The organism is Streptomyces sp. SID9727 (genome assembly GCF_010550605.1).
GTDB lineage: Bacteria > Actinomycetota > Actinomycetes > Streptomycetales > Streptomycetaceae > Streptomyces.
In genome coordinates, this window is record NZ_JAAGNI010000524.1 from 1 (window position 1) to 21,779 (window position 21,779).

Annotated in this window: 14 protein-coding genes; 8 read left to right on the forward strand and 6 right to left on the reverse strand. The window is 73.9% G+C overall.

The genetic code is table 11. From position 1 onward, the window contains the following. The coding region (locus tag G3I41_RS35440) for a non-ribosomal peptide synthetase (RefSeq protein WP_164404623.1) at nucleotides 1-10,980 on the reverse strand (10,980 nt) is incomplete at its 3' end. A 387-nt stretch (nucleotides 10,981-11,367) separates the two neighbouring features. After that, nucleotides 11,368-11,586, reverse strand: coding sequence for an MbtH family NRPS accessory protein (locus G3I41_RS35445; RefSeq protein ID WP_164404624.1), 219 nt, complete (start codon nucleotides 11,584-11,586; stop codon nucleotides 11,368-11,370). A gap of 558 nt (nucleotides 11,587-12,144) precedes the next feature. On the opposite strand from G3I41_RS35445, the gene thpR reads away from it, so the two are divergent. Both thpR and G3I41_RS35455 read left to right on the forward strand, forming a co-directional pair. Next, nucleotides 12,145-12,774, forward strand: a complete 630-nt coding sequence (gene thpR, locus G3I41_RS35450) for an RNA 2',3'-cyclic phosphodiesterase (protein WP_164404625.1) — start codon at nucleotides 12,145-12,147, stop codon at nucleotides 12,772-12,774. 138 nt (nucleotides 12,775-12,912) lie between these two features. Continuing rightward, the gene (locus G3I41_RS35455; RefSeq protein ID WP_164404626.1) at nucleotides 12,913-13,473 is read left to right on the forward strand and encodes a hemerythrin domain-containing protein; all 561 of its coding nucleotides are present in this window, start codon (nucleotides 12,913-12,915) and stop codon (nucleotides 13,471-13,473) included. Between the two features lie 11 nt (nucleotides 13,474-13,484). Here the strand turns inward: G3I41_RS35455 and G3I41_RS35460 are convergent, their stop codons facing one another. After that, a complete protein-coding gene (locus tag G3I41_RS35460) occupies nucleotides 13,485-14,012 on the reverse strand; it encodes a hypothetical protein (protein WP_164404627.1) in 528 nt (175 codons plus the stop codon). 142 nt (nucleotides 14,013-14,154) lie between these two features. Here G3I41_RS35460 and G3I41_RS35465 point away from each other — a divergent pair, with 142 nt between their 5' ends. Next, nucleotides 14,155-15,708 (forward strand): FAD-dependent oxidoreductase, encoded by a 1,554-nt coding sequence (locus tag G3I41_RS35465; RefSeq protein WP_164404661.1) that lies wholly within the window; start codon nucleotides 14,155-14,157, stop codon nucleotides 15,706-15,708. A 1-nt stretch (nucleotide 15,709) separates the two neighbouring features. Here G3I41_RS35465 and G3I41_RS35470 read toward each other — a convergent pair whose 3' ends face one another. The 3 genes from G3I41_RS35470 to G3I41_RS35480 form a co-directional block, all read right to left on the reverse strand. Continuing rightward, entirely contained in the window at nucleotides 15,710-16,831 is a 1,122-nt protein-coding gene (locus tag G3I41_RS35470; protein ID WP_164404628.1) for a peptidoglycan bridge formation glycyltransferase FemA/FemB family protein, read from the reverse strand. Nucleotides 16,832-16,922: 91 nt separating this feature from the next. Further along, a complete protein-coding gene (locus G3I41_RS35475) occupies nucleotides 16,923-18,299 on the reverse strand; it encodes an MFS transporter (protein ID WP_164404629.1) in 1,377 nt (458 codons plus the stop codon). Continuing rightward, nucleotides 18,296-18,949 (reverse strand): TetR/AcrR family transcriptional regulator, encoded by a 654-nt coding sequence (locus tag G3I41_RS35480; protein ID WP_164404630.1) that lies wholly within the window; start codon nucleotides 18,947-18,949, stop codon nucleotides 18,296-18,298. Before G3I41_RS35480 ends, G3I41_RS35475 begins: the two co-directional genes overlap by 4 nt. 124 nt (nucleotides 18,950-19,073) lie before the next feature. On the opposite strand from G3I41_RS35480, the gene G3I41_RS35485 reads away from it, so the two are divergent. Genes G3I41_RS35485 through G3I41_RS35505 form a run of 5 tightly spaced genes read left to right on the forward strand, consistent with a single transcriptional unit; the run spans nucleotide 19,074 to nucleotide 21,775 of the window. Further along, nucleotides 19,074-19,394: a gas vesicle protein gene (locus G3I41_RS35485; protein ID WP_164404631.1), complete on the forward strand. Its 321-nt coding sequence runs from the start codon at nucleotides 19,074-19,076 to the stop codon at nucleotides 19,392-19,394. A gap of 33 nt (nucleotides 19,395-19,427) precedes the next feature. Continuing rightward, a complete protein-coding gene (locus G3I41_RS35490; protein WP_164404632.1) occupies nucleotides 19,428-19,868 on the forward strand; it encodes a gas vesicle structural protein GvpA in 441 nt (146 codons plus the stop codon). 3 nt (nucleotides 19,869-19,871) lie between these two features. Beyond that, on the forward strand, nucleotides 19,872-20,621 hold the full coding sequence (locus tag G3I41_RS35495; RefSeq protein WP_164404633.1) for a GvpL/GvpF family gas vesicle protein: 750 nt from the start codon (nucleotides 19,872-19,874) through the stop codon (nucleotides 20,619-20,621). Between the two features lies 1 nt (nucleotide 20,622). Further along, nucleotides 20,623-20,877 (forward strand): gas vesicle protein GvpG, encoded by a 255-nt coding sequence (locus G3I41_RS35500; RefSeq protein ID WP_164404634.1) that lies wholly within the window; start codon nucleotides 20,623-20,625, stop codon nucleotides 20,875-20,877. A gap of 7 nt (nucleotides 20,878-20,884) precedes the next feature. Continuing rightward, the gene (locus tag G3I41_RS35505) at nucleotides 20,885-21,775 is read left to right on the forward strand and encodes a histone protein (protein ID WP_164404635.1); all 891 of its coding nucleotides are present in this window, start codon (nucleotides 20,885-20,887) and stop codon (nucleotides 21,773-21,775) included. The last annotated feature ends 4 nt before the right edge of the window (nucleotides 21,776-21,779 follow it).

Sequence of the window (21,779 nt, forward strand, 5' to 3'; positions counted from 1 at the left end):
GGCCGCGTCCAGGAACGCGGCGGTGCGGACGCGTCCACCGGGGTCGGCGGCGAGCGAGGCGAGCAGGCGGGTCAGGCGGGCGGCGAGGGCGTGCGCGGTGGCGGGGTCGAACAGGTCGGTGGAGAACTCCAGGTGACCGTCGAGCCCGGTGGGCCGGCCCGCGTCGTCGCGGGTCTCCGTGAAGGTGAAGGTGAGGTCGAACTTGCTGATCCCGGTCCGCACGGGCTGCCCGGTCACGGTGAGACCGTCGAGGCCGAGCGCGGTGTCCGCCTGGTTCTGGAGGACGATCATGGTCTGGAAGAGCGGGTGGTGGTCCTGGGCCCGGTCCGGGGCGAGGGCGTCCACCAGGCGCTCGAACGGCAGGTCCTGGTGGGCGTAGGCGGCCAGGTCGAACGCCCGGACCCGGTCGAGCACTTCGGTGAAGGCGGGGTCGCCGGTCAGGTCGGTGCGCAGGACGAGCGTGTTGACGAAGAAGCCCACCAGGTCGTCCAGGGCTTCGTCGGTGCGTCCGGCGACGGGGGTGCCGAGGGGGATGTCCTCCCCTGCCCCGTGCCGGGAGAGCAGAACGGACAGGGCCGCCTGGAGCACCATGAAGAGGCTGCATCCCCGGGCGCGGGCCAGCTCGGCGAGCGCCCGGTGCGTGTCCGCGTCCACCGGGAACGTGAAGGCGTCGCCCCGGTAGGTGAGGACGGCGGGGCGCGGCCGGTCCAGGGGCAGGGCGAGCAGTCCGGGGCTGCCGGCCAGGGCGGTGCGCCAGAAGTCCAGTTGGCGGGCGGCCCTGCTGTCCGCGTCGTCCTCGTCGCCGAGGAGGGCGCGCTGCCAGAGGGTGTAGTCGGCGTACTGGACGCGGAGTCCGGGCCGGTCGGGCGCCTCGCCCCGGCTGCGGTGGCGGTAGGCCTCGCCGAGGTCGCGGGCCAGCGGGGCCAGGGACCAGCCGTCGCCGGCGATGTGGTGGACGAGGAGGACGAGCACGTGGGTCTCGGCGCCGAGGCCGAGCAGCCGGGCTCGTACGGGGAGGTCGGCGCTGACGTCGAAGGCGTGCGCCACCTCGGCGGCCAGCGCCTCGTCCAGGCCGTCCGGGTGGACGGCCCGGGGGGTCAGGTCCAGGTCGGCGTGGTCGGCGGCGAGGACGAGCTGACGCGGCACACCTCCGGTCTCGGGGAAGACGGTGCGCAGGCTCTCGTGCCGCTCCACGACGTCCCTGAGGGCGCGTTCCAGGGCCGGGGCGTCGAGCGGCCCCTCCAGGCGCAGCACCATCGGCACGTTGTAGGTGGGGCTGGGGCCCTCGAACCGGTTGAGGAACCACAGGCGCTGCTGCGCGAAGGACAGCGGCAGCGGGTCCGGGCGGTGCGGGGTGCGCACCAGCGGCAGGGCGGCGGCTTCGGCGCCGTCGAGGGCGGCGGCGAGCGCGGCGGGCGTGGGGTGCTCGAAGACCGCCTTGACCTGCACCTCGACGGCGAGCGCGGTCCGGATGCGGGCGACGAGCCGGGTGGCGAGCAGGGAGTGGCCGCCCAGGGCGAAGAAGTCGTCGTCGGCGCCCACGGCGGGGAGGCCGAGGACATCGGCGACGAGACCGCAGACGATCTCCTCGCGCGCGGTGCGGGCCGCACGCCCGCGTGGCGCGGTGTGCTGTGCGGGGGCGGGCAGCGCGCGCCGGTCCACCTTGCCGTTGACGGTCAGCGGCAGCGCGTCCACCAGGACGAACGCGGAGGGGACCATGTAGGCGGGCAGGGACCGGCCGACGGCTTCGGCGAGGTCGGCCGGGTCGGGGCGGGCCGACCCGGCGGGCACCACGTACGCGACGAGACGGCGGTCGCCCGGGACGTCCTCGCGGACGACGGTGAAGGAGTCGGCGACCCCGTCGCAGCAGGCGAGGACGGACTCGATCTCGCCGGGTTCGATCCGGTAGCCGCGCAGCTTGACCTGGCTGTCGGCACGGGAGACGTAGGCGATCTGCCCGTCCGGGGTCCACTTCACGAGGTCGCCGGTGCGGTACATGCGCCCGCCGTCCGGGTCGAAGGGGTCGGCGACGAACCGGGTGGCGGTCAGGGCGGGCAGACCGGTGTAGCCCCGGGCGACGCCGCGTCCGGCGAGGTACAGCTCGCCCGTGACACCCGCCGGGACCGGGCCCAGCGAGCCGTCGAGCACGTACAGCCGCATGCCGTCCAGGGGCCGGCCGATGGGCGGCGGGCCCGCCGGCAGGTCGGCGGCCACGTCGTAGCGGGTGGCGAAGGTGGTCGTCTCGGTGGGGCCGTACACGTGCAGGACGCGGACACCGGGCGCGGAGCCGGCGACCCGCTGCATGGCGTCGGGCGAGGCGAGTTCGCCGCCCGCGCAGACGAGGCGGAGTCCGGCGAAGGCGCCGGGGTCGGTGTCCGCGATCACGTTGAGCAGGGCGGTCGTCAGGAACACGGCGGTGACGCCCTGTTCGCGGACCGCTTCGCGGAGCGTCCCGGCCTCCAGGACGCCCTCCGGTGCGACGACGACCGTGCCGCCGCGCAGGAGGGGCGCCCACATCTCGAACGTGGACGCGTCGAAGACGTACGCCGAGTGCATCAGGACCGCGTCGGTCGCGCCGTCCCTCCAGGCGGAGTCCTCGGCCAGCGCCGCCACGTCGGCGTGGCTGACCCCGACGCCCTTGGGCAGACCGGTCGAGCCGGAGGTGAACATGACGTACGCGAGCGAGTCCGGGCCGGGCACGGCGGCGGTCCTGCCGGGGGCCGGTGGCGCGCCGCGCAGGACGCGGCCGGTCCGGTCCACGACGAGGACCGGGATGCGGTGGGCCGCCTCCGTGACCCAGGCGGACTCGGCGGCCGGCTCGTCCACGACGAGGACCCGCACGTCCGCCACGTCGGCGACCTGGTCGAGCCGTTCCCGGGGCCAGCGCGCGTCCATCGGCACGTACGCGGCGGCGGCGCGCACGGCGCCGAGGGACGCGGTGACGACGGCCGGTGACCGGGAGAGCAGGACGCCGACGCCGGTCTCAGGGGCCGCTCCGAGGCCGGCGAGGGCGCGGGCGAGCTCGGCGGTGAGGGTGTCGAGCGCGGTGTACGTGAGGGTGGTGTCGTCGCCGGTCACGGCCACGGCGTCCGGGGTGCGGTGGACCTGCGCGGCGAAGAGCGCGGGCAGGGTGGTGTCCGGTGCGGGGGCGGGCAGTTCGCGGCCGGTGCCCCGGTGGGCGGTGCGGTCGCGCTCATCGGGTGTGAGCAGGTCGTAGTCCGCGAGGGGCCGGGCGGGGTCGGCCGCCACCTGTTCCAGCAGCCGCAGCAGGCGTGCCGCCAGGGCCTCGACGGTGACACGGTCGAAGAGGGCGGTGGCGTACTCGATCCCGGCGGTGAGTCCGCCCGCGCCCCGCTCCTCGCCGAAGGCGAAGGTGAGGTCGAACTTGCTCAGGCCGTTGTGGACGAGCCGGTCCTCGACGTCGAGCCCCGGCAGCTCGGGGCGCACGGCGTCCTGGTTCTGCAGGACGAGCATGGTCTGGAAGAGGGGGTGGTGGTTGCGGGCCCTGACCGGGTTGACGCTCTCGACCAGCCGCTCGAACGGCACGTCCTGGTGTGCGTAGGCACCGAGGTCGAACTCCCGCACCCGCCTCAGGAGTTCGGTGAAGGTGGGCGCACCGGACAGGTCGGTGCGCAGGACGAGGGTGTTGACGAAGAACCCGACCAGGTCTTCCAGCGCCTCGTCCGTGCGGCCCGCGACGGGCGTACCGAGGGGGATGTCGTCGCCCGCGCCGTGCCGGTGCAGCAGCGTGGCGACGGCCGCCTGCAGCACCATGAACAGCGTCGTGCTCGACTCCCTTGCCACGCGCATGAGTCCGGCGTGCAGCGCGGGTGGTACGTCGAAGGCGTGCACGCCCCCCGAGGGGTCGGTGGTGGCCGGGCGCGGGCGGTCGAGCGGCAGGTCGATGAGCCCGGGCAGTCCGGCGAGCGCGGTGTGCCAGTGGTCCAGCTGTCCGCGCAGCACGCTGCCGGGGGCGTCCGGGTCACCCAGGACGGCCTGCTGCCACAGGGTGTAGTCCGCGTACTGGATCCCGTCGCCGGTCTCGGGCTCCCGGCCGGCGAGGCGGGCCCGGTACGCGTCGCCCAGGTGGCGGGCGAGCGGGGCGAGGGACCAGCCGTCACCCGCGATGTGGTGCAGGACCAGCACGAGGACGTGGTGGCCGGGCGCGGTGCGCAGCAGCCTGCCCCGCAGCGGCGGATCACTGGCCACGTCGAACGGCTCGTCCACGGCAGCGGTGACGGCCGCCTCCAGCCGGGCCGGGGCCGTGCTCGCGACAGGCAGCCGGGGCGCGACGACATCCGCGGACAGCACCGACTGGTGGGGCACGCCGTCCCGTTCGGGGAAGACGGTGCGCAGCGCCTCGTGCCGTTCCACGACGTCCCGGAGGGCGGCGCGCAGGGCGTCGGTGTCCAGTGGCCCGGCGATGTCGAGCACCAGCGGGATGTTGTACGAGGAGCTGGGGCCTTCGAGCCGGTTCAGGAACCAGAGCCGCTGCTGCGCGTACGACAGCGGCAGCGGGTCGGGCCGCTGGGCGACCGGCAGAACCGGCGGGCGGGACGCCCCCTGGCTGTCCAGGGCCCGGGCGAGCCCGGCGACGGTCGGGTGCTCGAACAGGGTGCGTACGGCGAGGTCGGCACCGAGGACCGCGCGGACCCGGCTGACGACGCGCATCGCGAGGAGCGAGTGGCCGCCCAGATCGAAGAAGCTGTCGTGCGGGCCGACGGCGGGGCGGCCCAGCACATCGGCGAGGATCCCGGCGAGGAGGTCCTCGCGCGGGCTGAGCGTGCCGGAGCCCTCAACCGTGTGCGCGGGCTCGTCGTCCGGCGGGGGGAGGGCGCGCCGGTCCGCCTTGCCGTTGGGCAGGAGCGGCAGCTCGTCCAGGACGACGACCGCGGCGGGCACCATGTAGTGCGGCAGCGCCTCCGCGAGGGCGTCGCGGAGGGCGGCGGGCCGCGGTCCCTCGTCCGTGGTGACGGCGTAGGCGACGAGACGGCGGTCCCCCGGCGCGTCCTCCCGGATCACCGCGCAGGCGGCGGTGACCCCGGGACGGGCGAGCAGGGCGGCCTCGATCTCGCCTGGTTCGATGCGGAAGCCACGCAGCTTGACCTGGTCGTCGGCGCGGGACACGTAGTCGAGCAGCCCGGCCGCGTTCCACCGGACGAGGTCGCCGGTGCGGTACATGCGGGCGCCGGTGCCCTCGAAGGGGTCGGCGACGAAGCGGGCGGCGGTCGGCCCGGGCCGGTGCAGGTAGCCGCGGGCGAGGTTGGGGCCCGCGAGGTAGAGCTCACCGGTGGTCCCGGGCGGGACGGGCCGCAGCCGGGGGTCCAGGACGTAGGCGCGCATGGTGTCGACGGGCCGGCCGATCGGCACGGTCTCGTACGCGGTGTCCGGCGTGGCGGGCACGCGGTGGGCGGTCGCGTCGATGGTGGCCTCGGTCGGGCCGTACAGGTTGTGCACCTCCGTGTCCCACCGCGCGGCCGTCTCCTCGGCGAGGGCGCGCGGCAGCGGCTCGCCGCCGCACAGGACGGCGCGCAGACCGGGCAGGGGTGCGGCGTCGGCGGCCTCGGACAGGACGAGGGCGAGGTGCGAGGGCACGAACTGGGCGAGGGTGACGCCGAACCGGCTCATCCAGGACACCAGCGTGTCCGGTTCCGTGTTGGCTCCGGACGGCAGCACGCACACCTCGGCGCCCTGCGTCAGCGGGAGCCACACCTCCCACACGGAGGCGTCGAAACTGGTGGACGTCCTCGCGAGGACCCGGTCCTGCTGGGTGACCGTCAGGTGTCCCGCCATCCAGGCCATGTGGTTGGCCAGGGCGGTGTGGGTGACGACCACGCCCTTGGGGCGGCCGGTGGACCCGGAGGTGTAGATGACATACGCGGGATCCGCCGGGTGCGGCGCGTACGGGAGCGGAGTGGCGGGCTGCTGGTACGGGGCGTCGATGGCGAGCCGGGGAATGCCGCCCGTGGGTACGTCGCCGGTGGTGAGGACCAGGACGGGCCGGGCGTCGTCCAGCATGTGGCGGATGCGGGCGGGCGGGTAGGCCGGGTCGACCGGCAGGTACGCGGCGCCGGACCTCAGCACGGCCAGCATCGCGACGACGGTGTGCACGGAGGGCCGGGCGGCGATGGCGACCCTGGTCTCCGGGCCCGCACCGCGCTCGCGCAGCGTGTGGGCGAGGGCGTCGGCCCGGGCGTCGAGCTCGGCGTAGGTGAGGTGGGTGTGCGCGTCGCGCACGGCCACGGCCCCGGGTCTCCGCAGGGCCTGTTTCCGGACCGCTTCGGGGGCGGTGAGCACCGGCAGGGGGCGGGACGCGCCGTGTCCTCGGGCGAGGATGCCGTCGCGCTCGGCGGCAGTGAGGGGGTCCAGGTCGCCGATGGGGCGGCCGGGGCCGGTGACGGCCTGGGTGAGGACGTGGGCGAAGCGGGCGCAGAGGGCGCGGGCGGTGGCGGCGTCGAAGAGGTCGGTCGCGTATTCCAGGTATCCGCCGATGCCCCCGGGTGCCTCTGCGCCCTCTGCGGTCCCGGCGGTTTCGGTCAGCGAGAAGGTGAGGTCGAACTTGCTGCCGCCCTGGTGCCGGGACCGGTCGCGGACGGTGATGCCCGGCAGCTCCGGTTCGGCCCGGTCCTGGCTCTGGAGGACCAGCATCGTCTGGAAGAGGGGGTGGTGGTCACCGGAACGCTCCGGGTTGAGGGCCTCCACGATCCGTTCGAAGGGCAGGTCGCTGTGGGCGAAGGCCGCGATGTCGGACTGCTTGACGCGGTCGAGGAGTTCGTGGAACGTCGGCTCGCCGGAGAGGTCGGTCCGCAGGACGACGGTGTTGACGAAGAAGCCCACCAGATCGTCCAGCACCTCGTCGGTGCGTCCGGCCACCGCCGTACCCAGCGGGATGTCGCTGCCCGCGCCGTGGGCGCCGAGCGTCACGGCGAGGGCCGCCTGGAGCACCATGAACGGCGTGCACCCCGCGGTGCGGGCGAGCCGGACGAGCGCGGCGTGCGCCGGGGAGGGCAGGTCGAAGGGGACGGACGCTCCCCGGTGGCTGGGCACGGCGGGGCGCGGCCGGTCGAGGGGCAGGTCCAGCAGGCCGGGGGCGCCGCGCAGCGCCTCCTGCCAGAAGGCGGCCTGCCGGGCGGCGAGGCTGTCCTGATCGGCGGCGTCGCCGAGCAGCCGGTGCTGCCAGAGGGTGTAGTCGGCGTACTGCGCGCGCAGCGGCGCCCAGGCCGGGGTGCCGGTGCCCCGCGTCCTGGCCAGGTAGGCGGCGGAGAGGTCGCGGCAGAGCGGGGCGAGGGACCAGCCGTCGGCGACGATGTGGTGCAGCACGAGGACCAGGACGTGCCGGGCGGGCCCGCGGCGGAGCAGGTGGGCGCGGACGGCGGGGTCCCGGCTCAGGTCGAAGGGGGCGGTGCTCAGCCGGCGTACCGTCGCCGTCTCCCAGGCGTCCGCGTCCCCGTCCGCCGGAGGGTGTTCGACGGTGAGGGGGACGAGCGTCGCGGCTTCGTCCGCGTCGACGACGCGCTGGCGGGCGACGCCGTCGTGCTCGGCGAAGACGGTGCGCAGGCTCTCGTGCCGGACGGCCACGTCGGCTATGGCGCCGCGCAGCGCTTCGGTGTCCAGCGGGCCGTCGAGCTCCAGGACGAGCGGGACGTTGTAGGTGTCGCCGGGCGCCTCGGACCGGTTGAGGAACCAGAGGCGCTGCTGCGCGAAGGACAGCGGCAGCGTTTCGGGCCGGGGCTGCGGTACGAGGGCGGGCCGGGCGGCGCCCGCGGTGTCCAGGGCGGCGGCCAGGGAGGCGACCGTGGGGTGGTCGAAGAGCGTGGCCAGGGCGAGTTCGACGCCGAGGGCGGCCCTCACCCGGCCGGTGAGGCGGGTGGCGAGCAGCGAGTGGCCGCCCAGGGCGAAGAAGCTGTCGTCCACCCCGACCGCGCTCACGCCCAGGACGTCGGCGAACAGCCCGGTGAGCACTTCCTCGTACGCGGTGCGCGGCGCGCGGCCGGTGCCGGTGGCGGTCCGGGGCGCGGGCAGGGCGCGGCGGTCGACCTTGCCGTTGGGGTTGAGGGGCAGGGCGTCGAGGACGACGAAGGCGGACGGCACCATGTACGCGGGCAGCGTGCGCCCGACGCGGCGGGCGAGCGCGGAGGTGTCGGTGCGGGCACCGGGCGCGGGCACCACATAGGCGACGAGTCTGCGGTCGCCGGGGGTGTCCTCGCGGACGACGACGCAGGCGCCGCGCACGTCCGGGTCGGTGAGCAGGGCGTGCTCCGTCTCGGCCGGTTCGATGCGGAAGCCGCGCAGCTTGACCTGGCCGTCGGCGCGCCCGACGTACTCGATGTCGCCCGCGGCGGTCCAGCGCACGAGGTCGCCGGTGCGGTACATCCGGCTGCCGGGCGCCCCGTACGGGTCGGCGACGAAGCGGGCGGCGGTGAGCGCCGCGCGCCCCTGGTAGCCGCGGGCGACCCCGTGCCCGCTCACGTACAGCTCCCCCACCGCGCCGGGCGGCACCAGGGCCAGGGTGCCGTCGAGGACGTACAGGCCCATGCCGTCCAGCGGGCGGCCGATGGGCGGCGCACCGGAGGTGTCGGCGGTGACGGGGTGGCGGGTGGCGAAGGTGGTGGTCTCGGTGGGGCCGTACACGTGCAGGACGAGCGTGCCGGGCGAGGCGGCGGCCACCCGCTGCATGAGGCCGGGGGTCGCTGCCTCACCGCCGGCGGCGACCGTGCGCAGCCCGTCGAAGACCGCCGGGTCCGTCTCGGCCATCACGTTGAAGAGGGCCGTCGTCAGGAACAGCGCGGTGACGCCGTGCCGTTGCACCGCCTCGCGCACGACGCGCGCCTCCAGGACGCCACCGGGGGCGACGACCACCCGGCCGCCGTTGAGGAGCGGCACCCAGAGTTCGAAGGTGGAGGCGTCGAAGACGTACGCCGAGTGCATGAGGACCGCGTCGGACACCCCGCCGGTCCAGGCGCTGTCGGCGGCGAGGGCCAGGACGTCGGCATGGGTGACGCCGACGCCCTTGGGCAGTCCGGTGGATCCGGAGGTGAACATGACGTACGCGAGCCGGTCGGGTCTGCTGATCCGGGGCAGCGGTCCGGGCCCGTCCGGCGCACCGTCGAGCACCCGGCCGCACGCGTCCACGACGAGGAGCGGCAGCTGGGCGGCCGCCTCGCGGACCCAGGGCTCGCGGGCGGTGCTCTCGTCGGCGACCAGGGCGCGGACGCGGGCCGACTCGGCGACGCGGCCGAGCCGTTCGGCGGGCCAGGCCGCGTCCATGGGGACGTAGGCGGCGCCCGCGGCGACGGTGGCGAGCGTGGCAACCGGCACGGCGGCCGAACGCCCCAGGAGCACCCCGACGCCGTCCTCGGCACCGATGCCCCAGCCGGTCAGCGCGCTCGCGAGTCCCTCGGCCGCCCGGTCCAGCTGCCGGTACGAGAGGGTGTGCGGTCCGTCCACGACGGCCGGGGCGTCCGGGGTCCGGCGCGCCTGGTCCCGGAACGCTTCGGGCAGGGTCCGCGCGACGGCCTGCTCGGGCAGTTCGGTGCCGAGTCCTCGGGCGCGCAGGGCGGGGGCGGTGGCTTCGTCCACGAGTGGCAGGTCGCCCAGGGGCAGGCCGGGGTCGGCGGCCGCCAGGGCGGAGACGAAGGACACGACGGCCTGCTCGTGCAGCCGCACGTCCTCGGGCCGGTAGAGGTCGGGCCGGGCGTCGAACCCGATCAACGGCCCCTTCCCCTCGGCGCGTTCGGAGACGAAGAGGGACACGTCGTCCACCGGGCCGACCGACAGCACCCGGGAGGGCGCGGGGATGCCGGCGAAGTCCCGGTCGTAGTCGTAGCCCATGATGTTGACGACGATGCCGGTGAGGCGGGCCGCGTCGTCGCCCGTGTTCAGTTCGCGGGCGAGCTGTTCGCGGGAGAAGCGGCGGTGGCGCAGGGCGCCGCGCATCTCGGCCGCGGCCGCGCGGACGAGGTCGCCGACGGACATGGCGTCGGTGGGGGCCAGGCGCAGCGGGAGGATGTTGGCGGTCATGCCGACGATGTGCCGCAGCCCGCCGTGCCGGCCGTTGGAGGCGAGGCCCACGGTGACCTCGCGGGTGCCGGTGATCCGGGCGGTGTACGCGGCGACCGCGGCGACCAGGACGGCGCTCCAGGTGGTGCGGTGGGCGGCGGCGAGCCGGCGCAGGTCCTCGAAGACCTCGGCGGACAAGGACTCGCCGGTGTGCAGCCGGGTGCCGGGGACGGCCGGGGCGTCGGGCCCGGCCGGGGCGGGGAGATCGGTGCGGCGGCGGATGAGCGTCCTGCCGCTGTGCGTGTCGTCGCCCGCGGCGTCGGGGGCCGGGTCGGCGAACCGGGCGGTCCAGTAGGCGCGGTCGGTCTCGAAGCGGCCGGATTCCCGGTAAGCGGTCTCGTCGGCGACGAGTTCGCGCAGGGGTGCCGCGGGCAGTGTGGCCTCGGCGAGGTCCTCGCCCCGCACCGCGCGTCCGTAGAGGTCGGCCACGGTGCGGGTGAAGACGGCGCCGCCGAGACCGTCCACGGCTATGTGGTGGAAGCGGACGTACCAGTAGGACAGCCCGTCGCCGGCGCGCAGCAGGGCCATGTGGTGGCGGGGGCGGTGCAGGCTGTCGGGCGTGGCCATGTCCGTCGCGAGGTAGCGCTCGACCTCGGCGGCGGGGTCGGCGGCCCGGGACACGTCCACGATCCGGAGCCGGCGGGCGCCGGGCTCGCGGACGACCCGCTGGAGCAGGACGTCGCCCTCCGTGACGAACTCGACGTTGAGGCTGTCGCACAGCTCGCAGGCCCGGTCGACGGCTGCGGCGAATAGCGCCTCGTCCAGGTCGCCCCGGATCTCGAAGCATTCACCGACGTTGTATTTCGGGCTGTCGGGGTCGACGAGTTGTCCGTACCAGACGCCCTGCTGGGCTGTGGTAGTCCCGAAGAACTCTTCGGGAGAGGGAGCGGTTCGCGGGGAGGCGGAGCCGTTTTCGCGCATGCCGGGACACACCTTCGGGGAGAGCTTGCGGGGGACGAAGAGGGCAGGACGAAGCCGGCCGTGCCGGTGTGACGTCCATGGACGTCAACGGGCGGGAAATAGCGAGGAGAACATCACCGCGCCCATGACGTCGGGCACCACGGAGCGACTTCCCGTCACGAAACCCGGAAGAGGCTCGGTTTCCTTCACTTGCCGAGGACGGGCCGATACACAGTCCATCAATGAGGAAAACAAGGCCGCGTGACAGCGGCATGAACTTTCCCCGCCGAAGCGCGATCGATCACTGCGCCAATCTGATCGAATTTGCCCGGACAGGAACGACGTCGATCGAATGAGGCAGGAGTGTGTCTGCGGACCGAGCTGGTCCGCAGAGACACGCGCCACGGCCTACCCGGCGTCGGACTCCATCGCCCGCACCAGTCCGGCGGGCCGCATGTCCGTCCACGCGGCCTCGATGGCATCGAGACACTCCTGCCGCGAACCCTCCGGGCCGCCGGCGCTCCAGCCGCCCGGAACCTCGATGTGCGCCGGCCACAGCGAATACTGGCCCTCGCCGTTCACCAGCGTCACGAACCGACCCGACTCGTCATCGAAAGGATTGGTCACGACCGTCCCCCCACTTGTTTTTCCACATGCCACCGCATGTTCTTCAGATATATGCGGGCCAGCCGCACGGATTCGCCGTTCCCCCGCCGCCGGTCCGCCCACCCCTACCGCGCAAGCCCGGCCGCGCGGGACGGAGATACGTTACGCCTCGGGATACCGACGGAACGCCGATGGCCGGCCGGCCATCCGGCTTCGCCCGTTCACGCCAATCACCATAGAGGACCACCGACGGCCCAAGAGACGAATTCGGACCATTACTTATCGGCCCGTACGGCCGCGATGTGCGAGAAGGCCGGCCAAGGACATATGCCAAGCTCAGTCACCCGGAAATTTTCAGCCACTCGATGTCCCGATTGTGCACATTTCACTAAATACGACCCGCGCACATTCGGATATCCGCCGGCGTACACCCCCTCATCCACGGGCACGCGCCGAACTCATCGCGCTCCCGTGCGCCGGGTGCGCGCCCCACTCGGAATCAATGGCCATTCCCCTCACCCTGTGTGACGTTCCGGGCCGTGGTGCGGGCGGCCACCCGGCGGGAGCGGTCGGCACCGCATGCGATACGAATGCCGTGTGACCGAAGAGACCCCGCCCGCGACCGTGCGCGTGTTCATCGCCCTCGCTCCGCCCGACCCGGCGAAGGACGAGCTGACCCGGGAGCTGCGCCCCGTCTACGGCACGCACCCGCAGGTGCGGTGGAACCGGGTGGAGGACTGGCACATCACCCTGGCGTTCCTGGGCGCGCTCCCGGTGGACACCGTTCCGCTGCTGCGTCCGCCGCTCGCCGCTCTCGCCGCGTCCCACCCCGCGCCCCGGCTGGCGCTGCACGGCAGCGGCACGTTCGACGAGCGGGTGGCGTGGAGCGGGGTCGCCGGCGACCTCGACGGACTGCACCGGCTGGCCGAAGGCGTCCGGAGCGTCGTCCGGGACTGCGGTATCGCCTTGGAGGACCGGCCGCTGCGGCCCCATCTGACCCTCGCCCGGGTGCGCCGGGGCGACCACACGTCGGCCGGGGAGATCGCCGCGCGACTCACCGGGTTCCGGGGCAGCCCATGGCCCGCCGAGCGCCTGCATCTGGTCGGGAGCGACGCGGGCCGGGGCACCGGGCAGATCCGCTACCGGGACATCGAGGCATGGCCGCTCGGCCCGGCTTCCGGTGTCGCCGTGCCGCCCGCACGCCCCTGAGACGGGCTCGCCCGGACCGTTACGCCAGCCTGACCGGAGTGGGACGCGGCTCCGTGTGTTGGTGAGGTTCGGGGGTACCCCTGTGGAACGGTGAGCTGACTTCGGCTCGCAGCACACACAGCGGAGAGGGTTGCACTGATGGGACACGGCGGAAACGTGATCGCGGAGCTCACCACGGACCACCGCGAGGTCGATGAACTGTTCGCGAAGATCGAGGCCCAGCCGGTCGGTGACGAGCAGCGCAGGAAGCTCGCCGACGAGCTGACGATCGAGCTGGTCCGGCACTCCGTGGCGGAGGAGATGCACCTCTACCCGGCGGTGCGGCGGTTCGTGGACGACGGCGACGACATGGCCGACAAGGAGCTGGAGGACCACGCGAAGGTGGAGCAGCACCTCAAGGAGCTGGAGGGGCTGCCGGCGGACGACCCGCAGTTCGACCACCTGGTGGCGAAGCTGAAGCTCGAGGTGAGCGAGCACGTGCGCGACGAGGAGAACCGGCTGTTCCCGCTCCTGGCGGCGGCCGTCTCCCCCGAGGCCCTGGACGAGCTGGGCGAGAAGGTGCGCACGGCGAAGAAGACCGCCCCGACGCGTCCGCACCCCTCCGCCCCCGACACCCCGCCCGGCAACAAGATCCTCGGCCCCGGCGCCGGCCTGGTCGACCGGGCCCGCGACCTGCTCAGCGGCCGCGGCAAGGGCTGAAGCCGCCCGGTTCAGCAGGCGCGGGCCGGGCCGAGGCGCAGGCGGTCGAGCAGGTCCGCGTGGTGGAGGCGGACTATCGGCTCCAGCAGGTCGGGGTGGCGCAGCAGTGCGGTGGCGGCGAGGTCGTGCGCGCTGGGCTCCGTCAGGCGGCGGAACTCGGCGGGTCCGGTCACCCCGTGCTCCGTCTCGTCGAGCGCCTTCACCGCTTCCCTCGCCGCTTCCGGCGCGGTGAGCAGATGGGCGGCCCAGCTGGCGACCACCTCGTCCACCCAGGTGCGCCAGGCCGAGTCCGCGGGGCCGGCCGCCGGCCGTCCGTGGCCGCCGGTGACCTCGTCCAGGCGGGCGGATCCGCCGGGGCCGGTCAGGACCACGAGCGCGGCGTCCAGATCGGTCGGGTAACGGAGCCAGGTGGCGACCGTGACGGCCTGGCGGGCCTGGGCCTCGGCCAGCGCACCGGTGAGCGGGCCCCCGCCGGCCGGGAACGCGCGCGTCAGCCACCGGGTGGTGGCGGCGATGAGCGGGGCAAGGTCTGCGGGCATCGGGGCGTCCCCTCGGGTGCTGGATCGCCGTGCAGCGTACTGCGCCCTTCCCCGGCCCCCGTATGACGCAGAGCACCTTCCGGCCGTGGTGTGCGTCATGACCGGCGGACACCCCGGCCTCGAACGATTGGGAGAGCAGACGATGAACCACCCCCGCCCTCTTCCGGGGCTGGACGAATCCTTCTGGATGGACAGCACCGACGCACCCGAGCACCCGCCCCTGGCGTCGGACACCGATGCGGACGTCGTCGTGATCGGCGGCGGCATCGCGGGCCTGAGCACGGCGTGGGAGCTCAGCCGGGCCGGCCGGAACGTCGTGGTCCTGGAGGCGGACCGCATCGCCGCCGGGGTGACCGGCTACACGACGGCCAAGGTCTCCGCCCTCCAGTCGCTGGTGTACGACCGGTTGCGGCGGACCCGGGGCGCGGACGCCACCCGGCTGTTCGCGGCCTCGCAGTTGGACGCGGTGGACCGGGTGGCCGGGATCGTGGAGGAGCTGGATATCGCGTGCGACCTGGAGCGGGTGAGCGCGTACAGCTACGCGGCCGGTGCGGAGTCCCGGCACCTGGTCGAGGCGGAGGCGCGCGCCGCCGCCGACGCGGGGCTCGATGTCGCGTACGTCTCCGATACGGAACTGCCGTTCGCGATCGGCGGGGCGGTCCGTGCGGACGGCCAGGCCCAGTTCCACCCGCGCAAGTACCTGCTGGCGCTGGCCCGGGATCTGGTCGCACGGGGCGGCCGCGTCTTCGAGCGCAGCCGGGTGACCGGGCTGTCCGAGGGGACTCCGTGCCGGGTGACCACCGAGTCGGGGCGGAGCGTGACGGCCCGTGACGTGGTCGTCGCGACGCACTACCCGGTCTTCGACCGCGCGATGCTGTTCGCCCGGCTCTCGCCCCGGCGGGAACTGGTGGTCGCCGCCCCCATCCCCGCGGACCTGGCGCCGAAGGGCATGTACATCACCGAGGACGAGGGGAAGCGCTCGGTGCGCTCCACCCCGTTCGACGACGGCCGCCGCCTGCTGATCGTGACCGGGGAGAGCTTCACTCCGGGCACCGGTGACCCCTCCGAGCGGTTCCGGCGGCTGGACGCCTGGATGCACGAGCGGTTCCCGGCGGCCGGTCCGACCGCGTACCGGTGGGCGGCGCAGGACAACGACCCCAGCGATACGGTCCCGTTGATCGGGCCGTTCCACATCGGGGCCCGGCACACGTATGTGGCGACCGGGTTCGGCGGCTGGGGGATGACCGGCGGGGTGCTCGCCGGCCGGCTGCTGACCTCGCTCATCGCGGACGGCGTGCCGCCACTGCCGTGGGCGGAGCTGTACGACCCCCGGCGGCTGGGGAGCGCGGTGCGCGAGGCCGGGTCGCTGCTCGGGGCGCAAACGGAGGTGGCGAAGCACTTCGTCGGCGACCGGCTGCGCGTCAGCCACCTGGACTCGGTGAGCCAGGTGGTTCCGGGCACGGGGGCGGTGGTCCGGGTGGAGGGGCGTCGCTGCGCCGTGTACCGGGAGCCGGACGGCACGGTACGGGCGGTCTCCGCGCGGTGCACGCATCTGGGGTGCCTGGTCGCGTTCAACGAGGCGGAGACGGCGTGGGAGTGCCCGTGCCACGGTTCGCGCTTCGGCGTCGACGGCGCGGTGCTCCAGGGCCCGGCGGTACGGCCGCTGGAGGTGCTTGACCCCGGCGACGGGACGTGAGCTACCGCCGCGCCATGTAGAGGCTGAACGCCTTGTGCAGGACCTTGTTGAGCGGGTAGTCCCACTCGCCGACGTACTCGGCGGCCCGGCCCCCGGTGCCGGCCTTGAAGCGGAGCAGGCCGAGCAGGTGGTTGCCCTCGTCCAGGGTGTCGGTGGTGCCCCGGAAGTCGTAGACGTGGGCGCCCATGGCGTGGGCGTCGCGGATCATCTGCCACTGGATGGCGTTGTTGGGCTGGACCTCGCGCCTGCGGCTGGTGGACGCCCCGTACGAGTACCAGACGTGACCGCCGACGGTGAGCATGGTGGCGGCGGCCAGTACCTCGCCGTCGTGCGCGGCGAGGTACAGCCTCATCCGGTCGGGGTGCTCGGCGGTGAGCGCCTTCCACATGCGCTGGAAGTACGCCAGGGGGCGGGGGATGAACCGGTCGCGCTCGGCGGTCTCGGTGTAGAGCGTGTAGAAGGTGTCCAGATCGGCGTAGTCGCCCTGGACGACTTTGACACCGGCCTTGTCCGCCTTCTTGATGTTGCGGCGCCACAGTTGGTTGAACCCGGCCAGGATGTCGTCGGGCGAGCGGCCGGCGAGCGGGAGCTGGAAGACGTAACGCGGCTGGCCGGCGGCGAATCCGTCCGCGCTGTCGCCGCCGGACCGCTGCCAGCCCATGTCCCGCAGACGGTCCGTCAGCGCGAAGGCGCGCGGGTCCTGTGCGGTGGGTGCGACCTCGCCGAGGCGGTGGGCCGACGGGTCGGCGATGGCCTCCTTCACGGTGGCCGCGTCCCAGCGGCGGGCGACGACGGGCGGGCCCATCCTCACGGTGAACGCGCCCTGCCCCTTGAGGTGGTCCAGGAGCGGGTCGAGCCACCGGCCGAGGTCGTCGTCGTACCAGTCGATGACGGGGCCCTCGGGGAGGTAGGCGAAGTGGCGCTTGATCTTCGGCAGCGGCCGGTACAGGACCAGGGCGGTGCCGGTGATCCGGCCGGAGCCGTCGGTCCAGCCGAGGCTCTCGGCCCGCCAGTCGGGCTTCACGTCGCCCCAGGACGGCACCTGCAGGTGGCTCGCGGACGGCAGACTGTCCACGTACGCCAGGTGCTCGTCCCGGCTGATCGTCCTCAGTCGGAGGTTCATCGGTCTGCTCCTCGCCCACGGGTCGTGATCCTTCGGCAGCCTACTGGCGGTCGCCTCGGCCCACGACGCGAGCGGGCGTTCGAGCGAGGGCTCACCGCCGGGGCAGCAACGACGCCGGGACCAGGCCCAGCGCGGCGAGCGCCGCCACCGCGGGCAGCGCATGGGCCAGGGCGAGGTCCGTTGCCGGAAGGGCCGGGTGGGCGGGGGCGGTGACGGCCGACGGGGTGAGCGGCATCAGTCCGGCGGCCACGGCGATCCCGAGGGCGGGGCCCACGTTCATGGCGGTCTGCTTGAGGCCGCCGACCACCCCGGCGTACCCGGGCGGCGCGTCCCCGACGACGGTCCCGGTGGCAGTGACCATGACGGCGGTGAAGCCCGCGCCCAGCACCGCGAGGACGAGACCGGTCTGCCACGCGGGCCCCGGGCGGGAAAGGCCCAGCACCGCCAGGACGACGCACAGCTGACCGGTGGTCGCGGTGCGGCGCGGCCCGAGGCGGCCGAGCGCGGCCGAGGCCGCGGGCGCTCCGGCGATCATGAGCAGGGTCAGCGGCAGGCAGCGCAGCCCGGTGGTGAGGGGATCGAGGCCGAGCCCCTGCTGGAGGTGGAACGTGACGACGAACAGCGCGCCGAACAGGCCGCCGGAGGTGGTGAGGAGCAGCGCCATCGAGGCCGTCACGGGCACCGAGCGCGTCACCGCCGGGGGCACGACCGGCTGGGCGCTGCGGCGTTCGTACGCGATGAGCGCCGCCCCGAGGAGCAGGCTCAGCAGCAGGCCGAGCCCCGTCCGGGTGCCGGTCCATCCCTCGTCGGGGATGCCGGCCAGGGTGTGGACGAGGGCGGCGAGCGCGGCGGCGAGCAGGGCGCCGGCGGCGAGGTCGAACCGCCGGTGCGCGGCGCGCGGCACTTCGGGGGTCCGCACGGTGAGGGTGAGCGCGGCGATGACCAGGGCGGCCGGGATGTTGATCAGGAAGACGGCGCGCCAGCCCCAGTGCGTGACGAGGGCTCCGCCGAGCACCGGACCGGCTGCCGCGGCGACTCCGATCGCGCTGGTGCGGGCGGCGACGGCCCGGCCGAGGCGGTCGGCGGGCTGGACGAGCCTGAGCAGGGCGAGCGTCGCCGGTTGCAGGAGCGCGCCGAACACCCCCTGCACGGCGCGCAGGGCGATCACGAGTCCGATGCCCTGGGCGAGCGCGATGCCGGCCGACGCGGCGCCGAAGCCGAGCACCCCGACGCACAGCAGCCGCCGGTGTCCGTACCGGTCCCCGAGCCGTCCGGCGATCACCAGGAGGGCGGCGACCGCGAGGAGGTAGGCGGTGCTCGTCCACTGCACCTCGGCGACGGTCGCCCCGAGGTCGCCGCGCAGGTCCGGCTGGGCGACGAGCAGCACGGTGCCGTCCAGGGCGACGATCATCGCGCCCGCCACCGAAGCGAGGAGCGCGGCGCGGGGCCGTGGGGCGGTGAGGGTCACGCGTCCGCCCGGCCGAGGTGGGCGTCGAGCGCCGCCGCGACGAGCTGGTCCGGTCCCTCGGCCGCGCCGGGAAAGGCCAGTTGGAGGCTGCCATTCGCCCGGAGCACGGCGATGCCGTGCAGGTTGGTCCAGAGGGCGGCCGCGGTCAGGGCCGGCGGCGGGGCGGAGTCGTACGAGGGTCCGGTGCCGTGCTTCGTCCGGTGGGCGCGGTCCTGGGCGACGAGCTCGACGAGCCGCGCGAACAGCGGCAGGGTCGACTCGCGCAGACGCGGGCCGGGCACGTCCGCGTCACTCGCATGGGCCTCGCTGTCGAGCAGGTCGTGGCGGAACATCAGCTCGAACATCCCGCCGTACTCCGCCGCGTAGTCCAGGAACGCGTCGGCGAGGCTCCGTAGCTGGTCACGCGGTGTCCCGGCGTCTTCGGCCGCCGCCGCGAACCGGGCGGCGAGGTCGGTGAAGCCGCGCCGGGCGATGGCGGAGAGCAGGGCGTGGTGGGTGGGGAAGTAGCGGCGCGGGGCGCCGTGGGAGACCCCGGCGCGGCGGGCGATCTCACGCAGGCCGAGCGACGCGGATCCTTCCGTCATGACGAGGTCGACACCTGCGTCGATCAGGCGTTCGCGCAAGGAGTGGGCTGGGTGTCCTTGATTCATAGACACTGTCTACCAGGCCTGCGTAGACAGTGTCTACACCTTGCGCGTGGCACCACCGCGGGGCGCGCACCCCGATGCGCTCGCCCAAGATGCGGGGGCGGCGGGAGTGAGCAGACTGGGTCCCATGGCAGATCAGCGGCGCTCCCAGGCGGGAACCACGAAAACGGCGACCAAGCGGCGTGCCCCGTCCGCACGGGGCCCCGAGCACGCGGCCCGTGCTGCCATCCAGAGTCTGGAAGGCCTCATCGACCACCACGCGGAGGGCGTGTCCGCCGTCCGGCGCACCGACGACGGCTGGTGCGTCGTCGTGGACGTTCTCGAAGTGCCCCGGATTCCGGACACCACGAGCCTCCTCGCCTCCTACGAGGTGCAGCTCGACCGGTCCGGCGAGCTCCTGGAGTACCGCAGGGTCCGCCGGTACCGCCGGGGCGCCGCCGACGAATGAGCGGCGTCCACTCCCCTGCCGGAAGGACTTTTCATGACCGCGACCACCTACTCGGACGAAGTCGTCGCCTGCCCGCCGCGCGCCGGCACCCTGTACGACGTCCTGGAGCTGATCCTCGACCGGGGCATGGTGATCGATGTCTTCATCAGGGTCTCCCTGGTCGGCATCGAGATCCTGAAGATAGACGCGCGCATCGTCGTCGCGAGCGTGGACACGTATCTGCGGTTCGCCGAGGCGTGCAACCGGCTGGACCTCGAACGGGACTCCGGCAGCACCACGGTTCCGGAGCTGATCGGCGGCGGTGCCGTCAAGTCGATCGGCAAGCGGAAGGTGCGCAGGGCCGCCGAGTCGGTGGGCGACACCGTGCGCAAGGCGGTCGGCGGGGACGACGACGAGGAGCCGGAGGAGCGGCCGAAGAAGCGGCGCGCCCCGGCGCGCGGCAGCGAGAGCCGGCGCCGCCGAGCGGAGGCGTGAGCGGTGACGGCCGACGGTGTGTACGTGTACGCCATCACCCGGGCTGGGATCACCCTCCCGGACGGGCAGGGCGGTGTGGGCGGTCCGCCCGCCCGTCTGCGGACCGTCCGGCAGGGCCGGCTCGCCGCCGTCGTCAGCGACGCTCCCCCGGACCTCCGGGCGCGCCGCCGCGATCTGCTCGCCCATCAGGACCTGCTGCTGCGCTTGATGGACGAGGGGCCCGTGCTGCCCATGCGGTTCGGCATGGTGGCTCCCGACCAGGCCACCGTCGAGCGGCAGTTGACCGCCGGTGAGGACGGCCATGTTGCGGCCCTGGAGCGGCTCGTCGGATGCCACGAGATCAACGTGAAGGCGCTGGCGGCCGAGGACGCGCTCGCCGACGTGGTCGCCGAGGACGGCACCGTACGCAAGCTGCGGGAGGCCGCGCGCCGGCGTCCGGGCTATGAGGCGAGTCTGCGGCTGGGCGAGGCGGTGGCCGCCTCCCTCGCGCGGCGGGCCGCCGACGCGGGGCGGCGGGTGCTGCGGGAGCTGACGCCGAGGGCCCGGGCGGTGGCGTCCGGTCCGGAGGTCCAGGGGTGCGCGCTCAATGTGTCGTTCCTGGTGGAGCGCGAGGCCAGTGACGCGTTCCTGGCGGATGCGCGCCGGTTCGCGGGCGACAACCGCGGTCATGTGCAGCTCCGCCTCGCCGGGCCGCTGCCCTGTTACAGCTTCGTCTCCGCCGAGGCCCGGCCGGTCCCCGCGGGCGGTGGCTGAGATGGGCCTCATCACCGGTCTGCTGACGCTGCCCGTCGCGCCCGTGCGGGGGGTGGTGTGGGTGGCGGAGAAGCTGAACGACGCCGCCGAGCGGGAGCTGCGCGACCCACGCGTACTCCGCACACAACTGGCTTTACTCAACCAGGAGTTGGAGGCCGGAGACATCACGATCGAGGAATTCGAACGGGAAGAGGAGCGGCTGCTCGACCGGCTGCACGCCGTTCGGGCGGACCGAGTGCCAAACGATCGAAGGTGACGTGCTCATGGATGACGAAGCCAAGGTAGCGCTCGCAGCCGCGGTGGTCGGCGGCTACGTGCTGGGCCGGACCAGGAAGGGCCGGATGGCCCTGACCGTCGCGACCTACCTGGCGGGCCGGAGGTTCGGGCTCGAACCCCGCCAGCTCGCCGCCGAGGGCGTGCGCCGCCTCGGCGGCGTCCCCCAGGTCGCGGAGCTCCAGGAACAGTTGCGGGGCGAGGTCATGGACGCGGGCCGCAAAGCCGTGACGGCGGCGGCGAACCGCGGCATGTCCTCGCTTGCCGACGCGATCGGCGACCGCACCGCCCGGCTCACCGAGGGCCGGCGCGAGGAGGACGAGGACCAGGACGAGTACGACGACGAGCCGTACGAGGACGAGTACGAGGACGAAGAGGAAGAGGAAGAGCAACCGGAGGACGAAGAGGAACCGTACGAGGACGACGCCGAGGACGAAGGCGAAGACGAGGACTACGGGGACGAAGACGAGGACGAGGAGGACGAGGAGGACGAGGAGAACGACGAAGCCCCCGAGCCCCCCGCGAAGAAGGCGTCACCGAAGAAGGCGCCTTCCAAGAAGGCAGCCGCCAAGAGGGCCCCGGCGAAGAAGCAGGCCGCCAAGAAGCAGGCCGCGAAGAAGCCCGCCCCGGCCAAGAAGGCGGCGCCCGCCAAGAAGACCGCGGCGAAGAAGAGCGCGGACAAGAAGCCCGCGGCGAAGAAGGCGGCACCCGCGAAGAAGGCGGCCCGGGCCAAGAAGGCGGCGCCGAAGAAGTCGGCGCCTGCGAAGAAGGCCGCGGCCAAGAAGACCGCCCCGGCGAAGAAGTCCGCAGCGAAGAAGACATCGCCGTCCAAGTCGGCGTCCAAGCGGACCGCTTCCAAGCGCAGCGACCGTCGGAGGTAGTGAG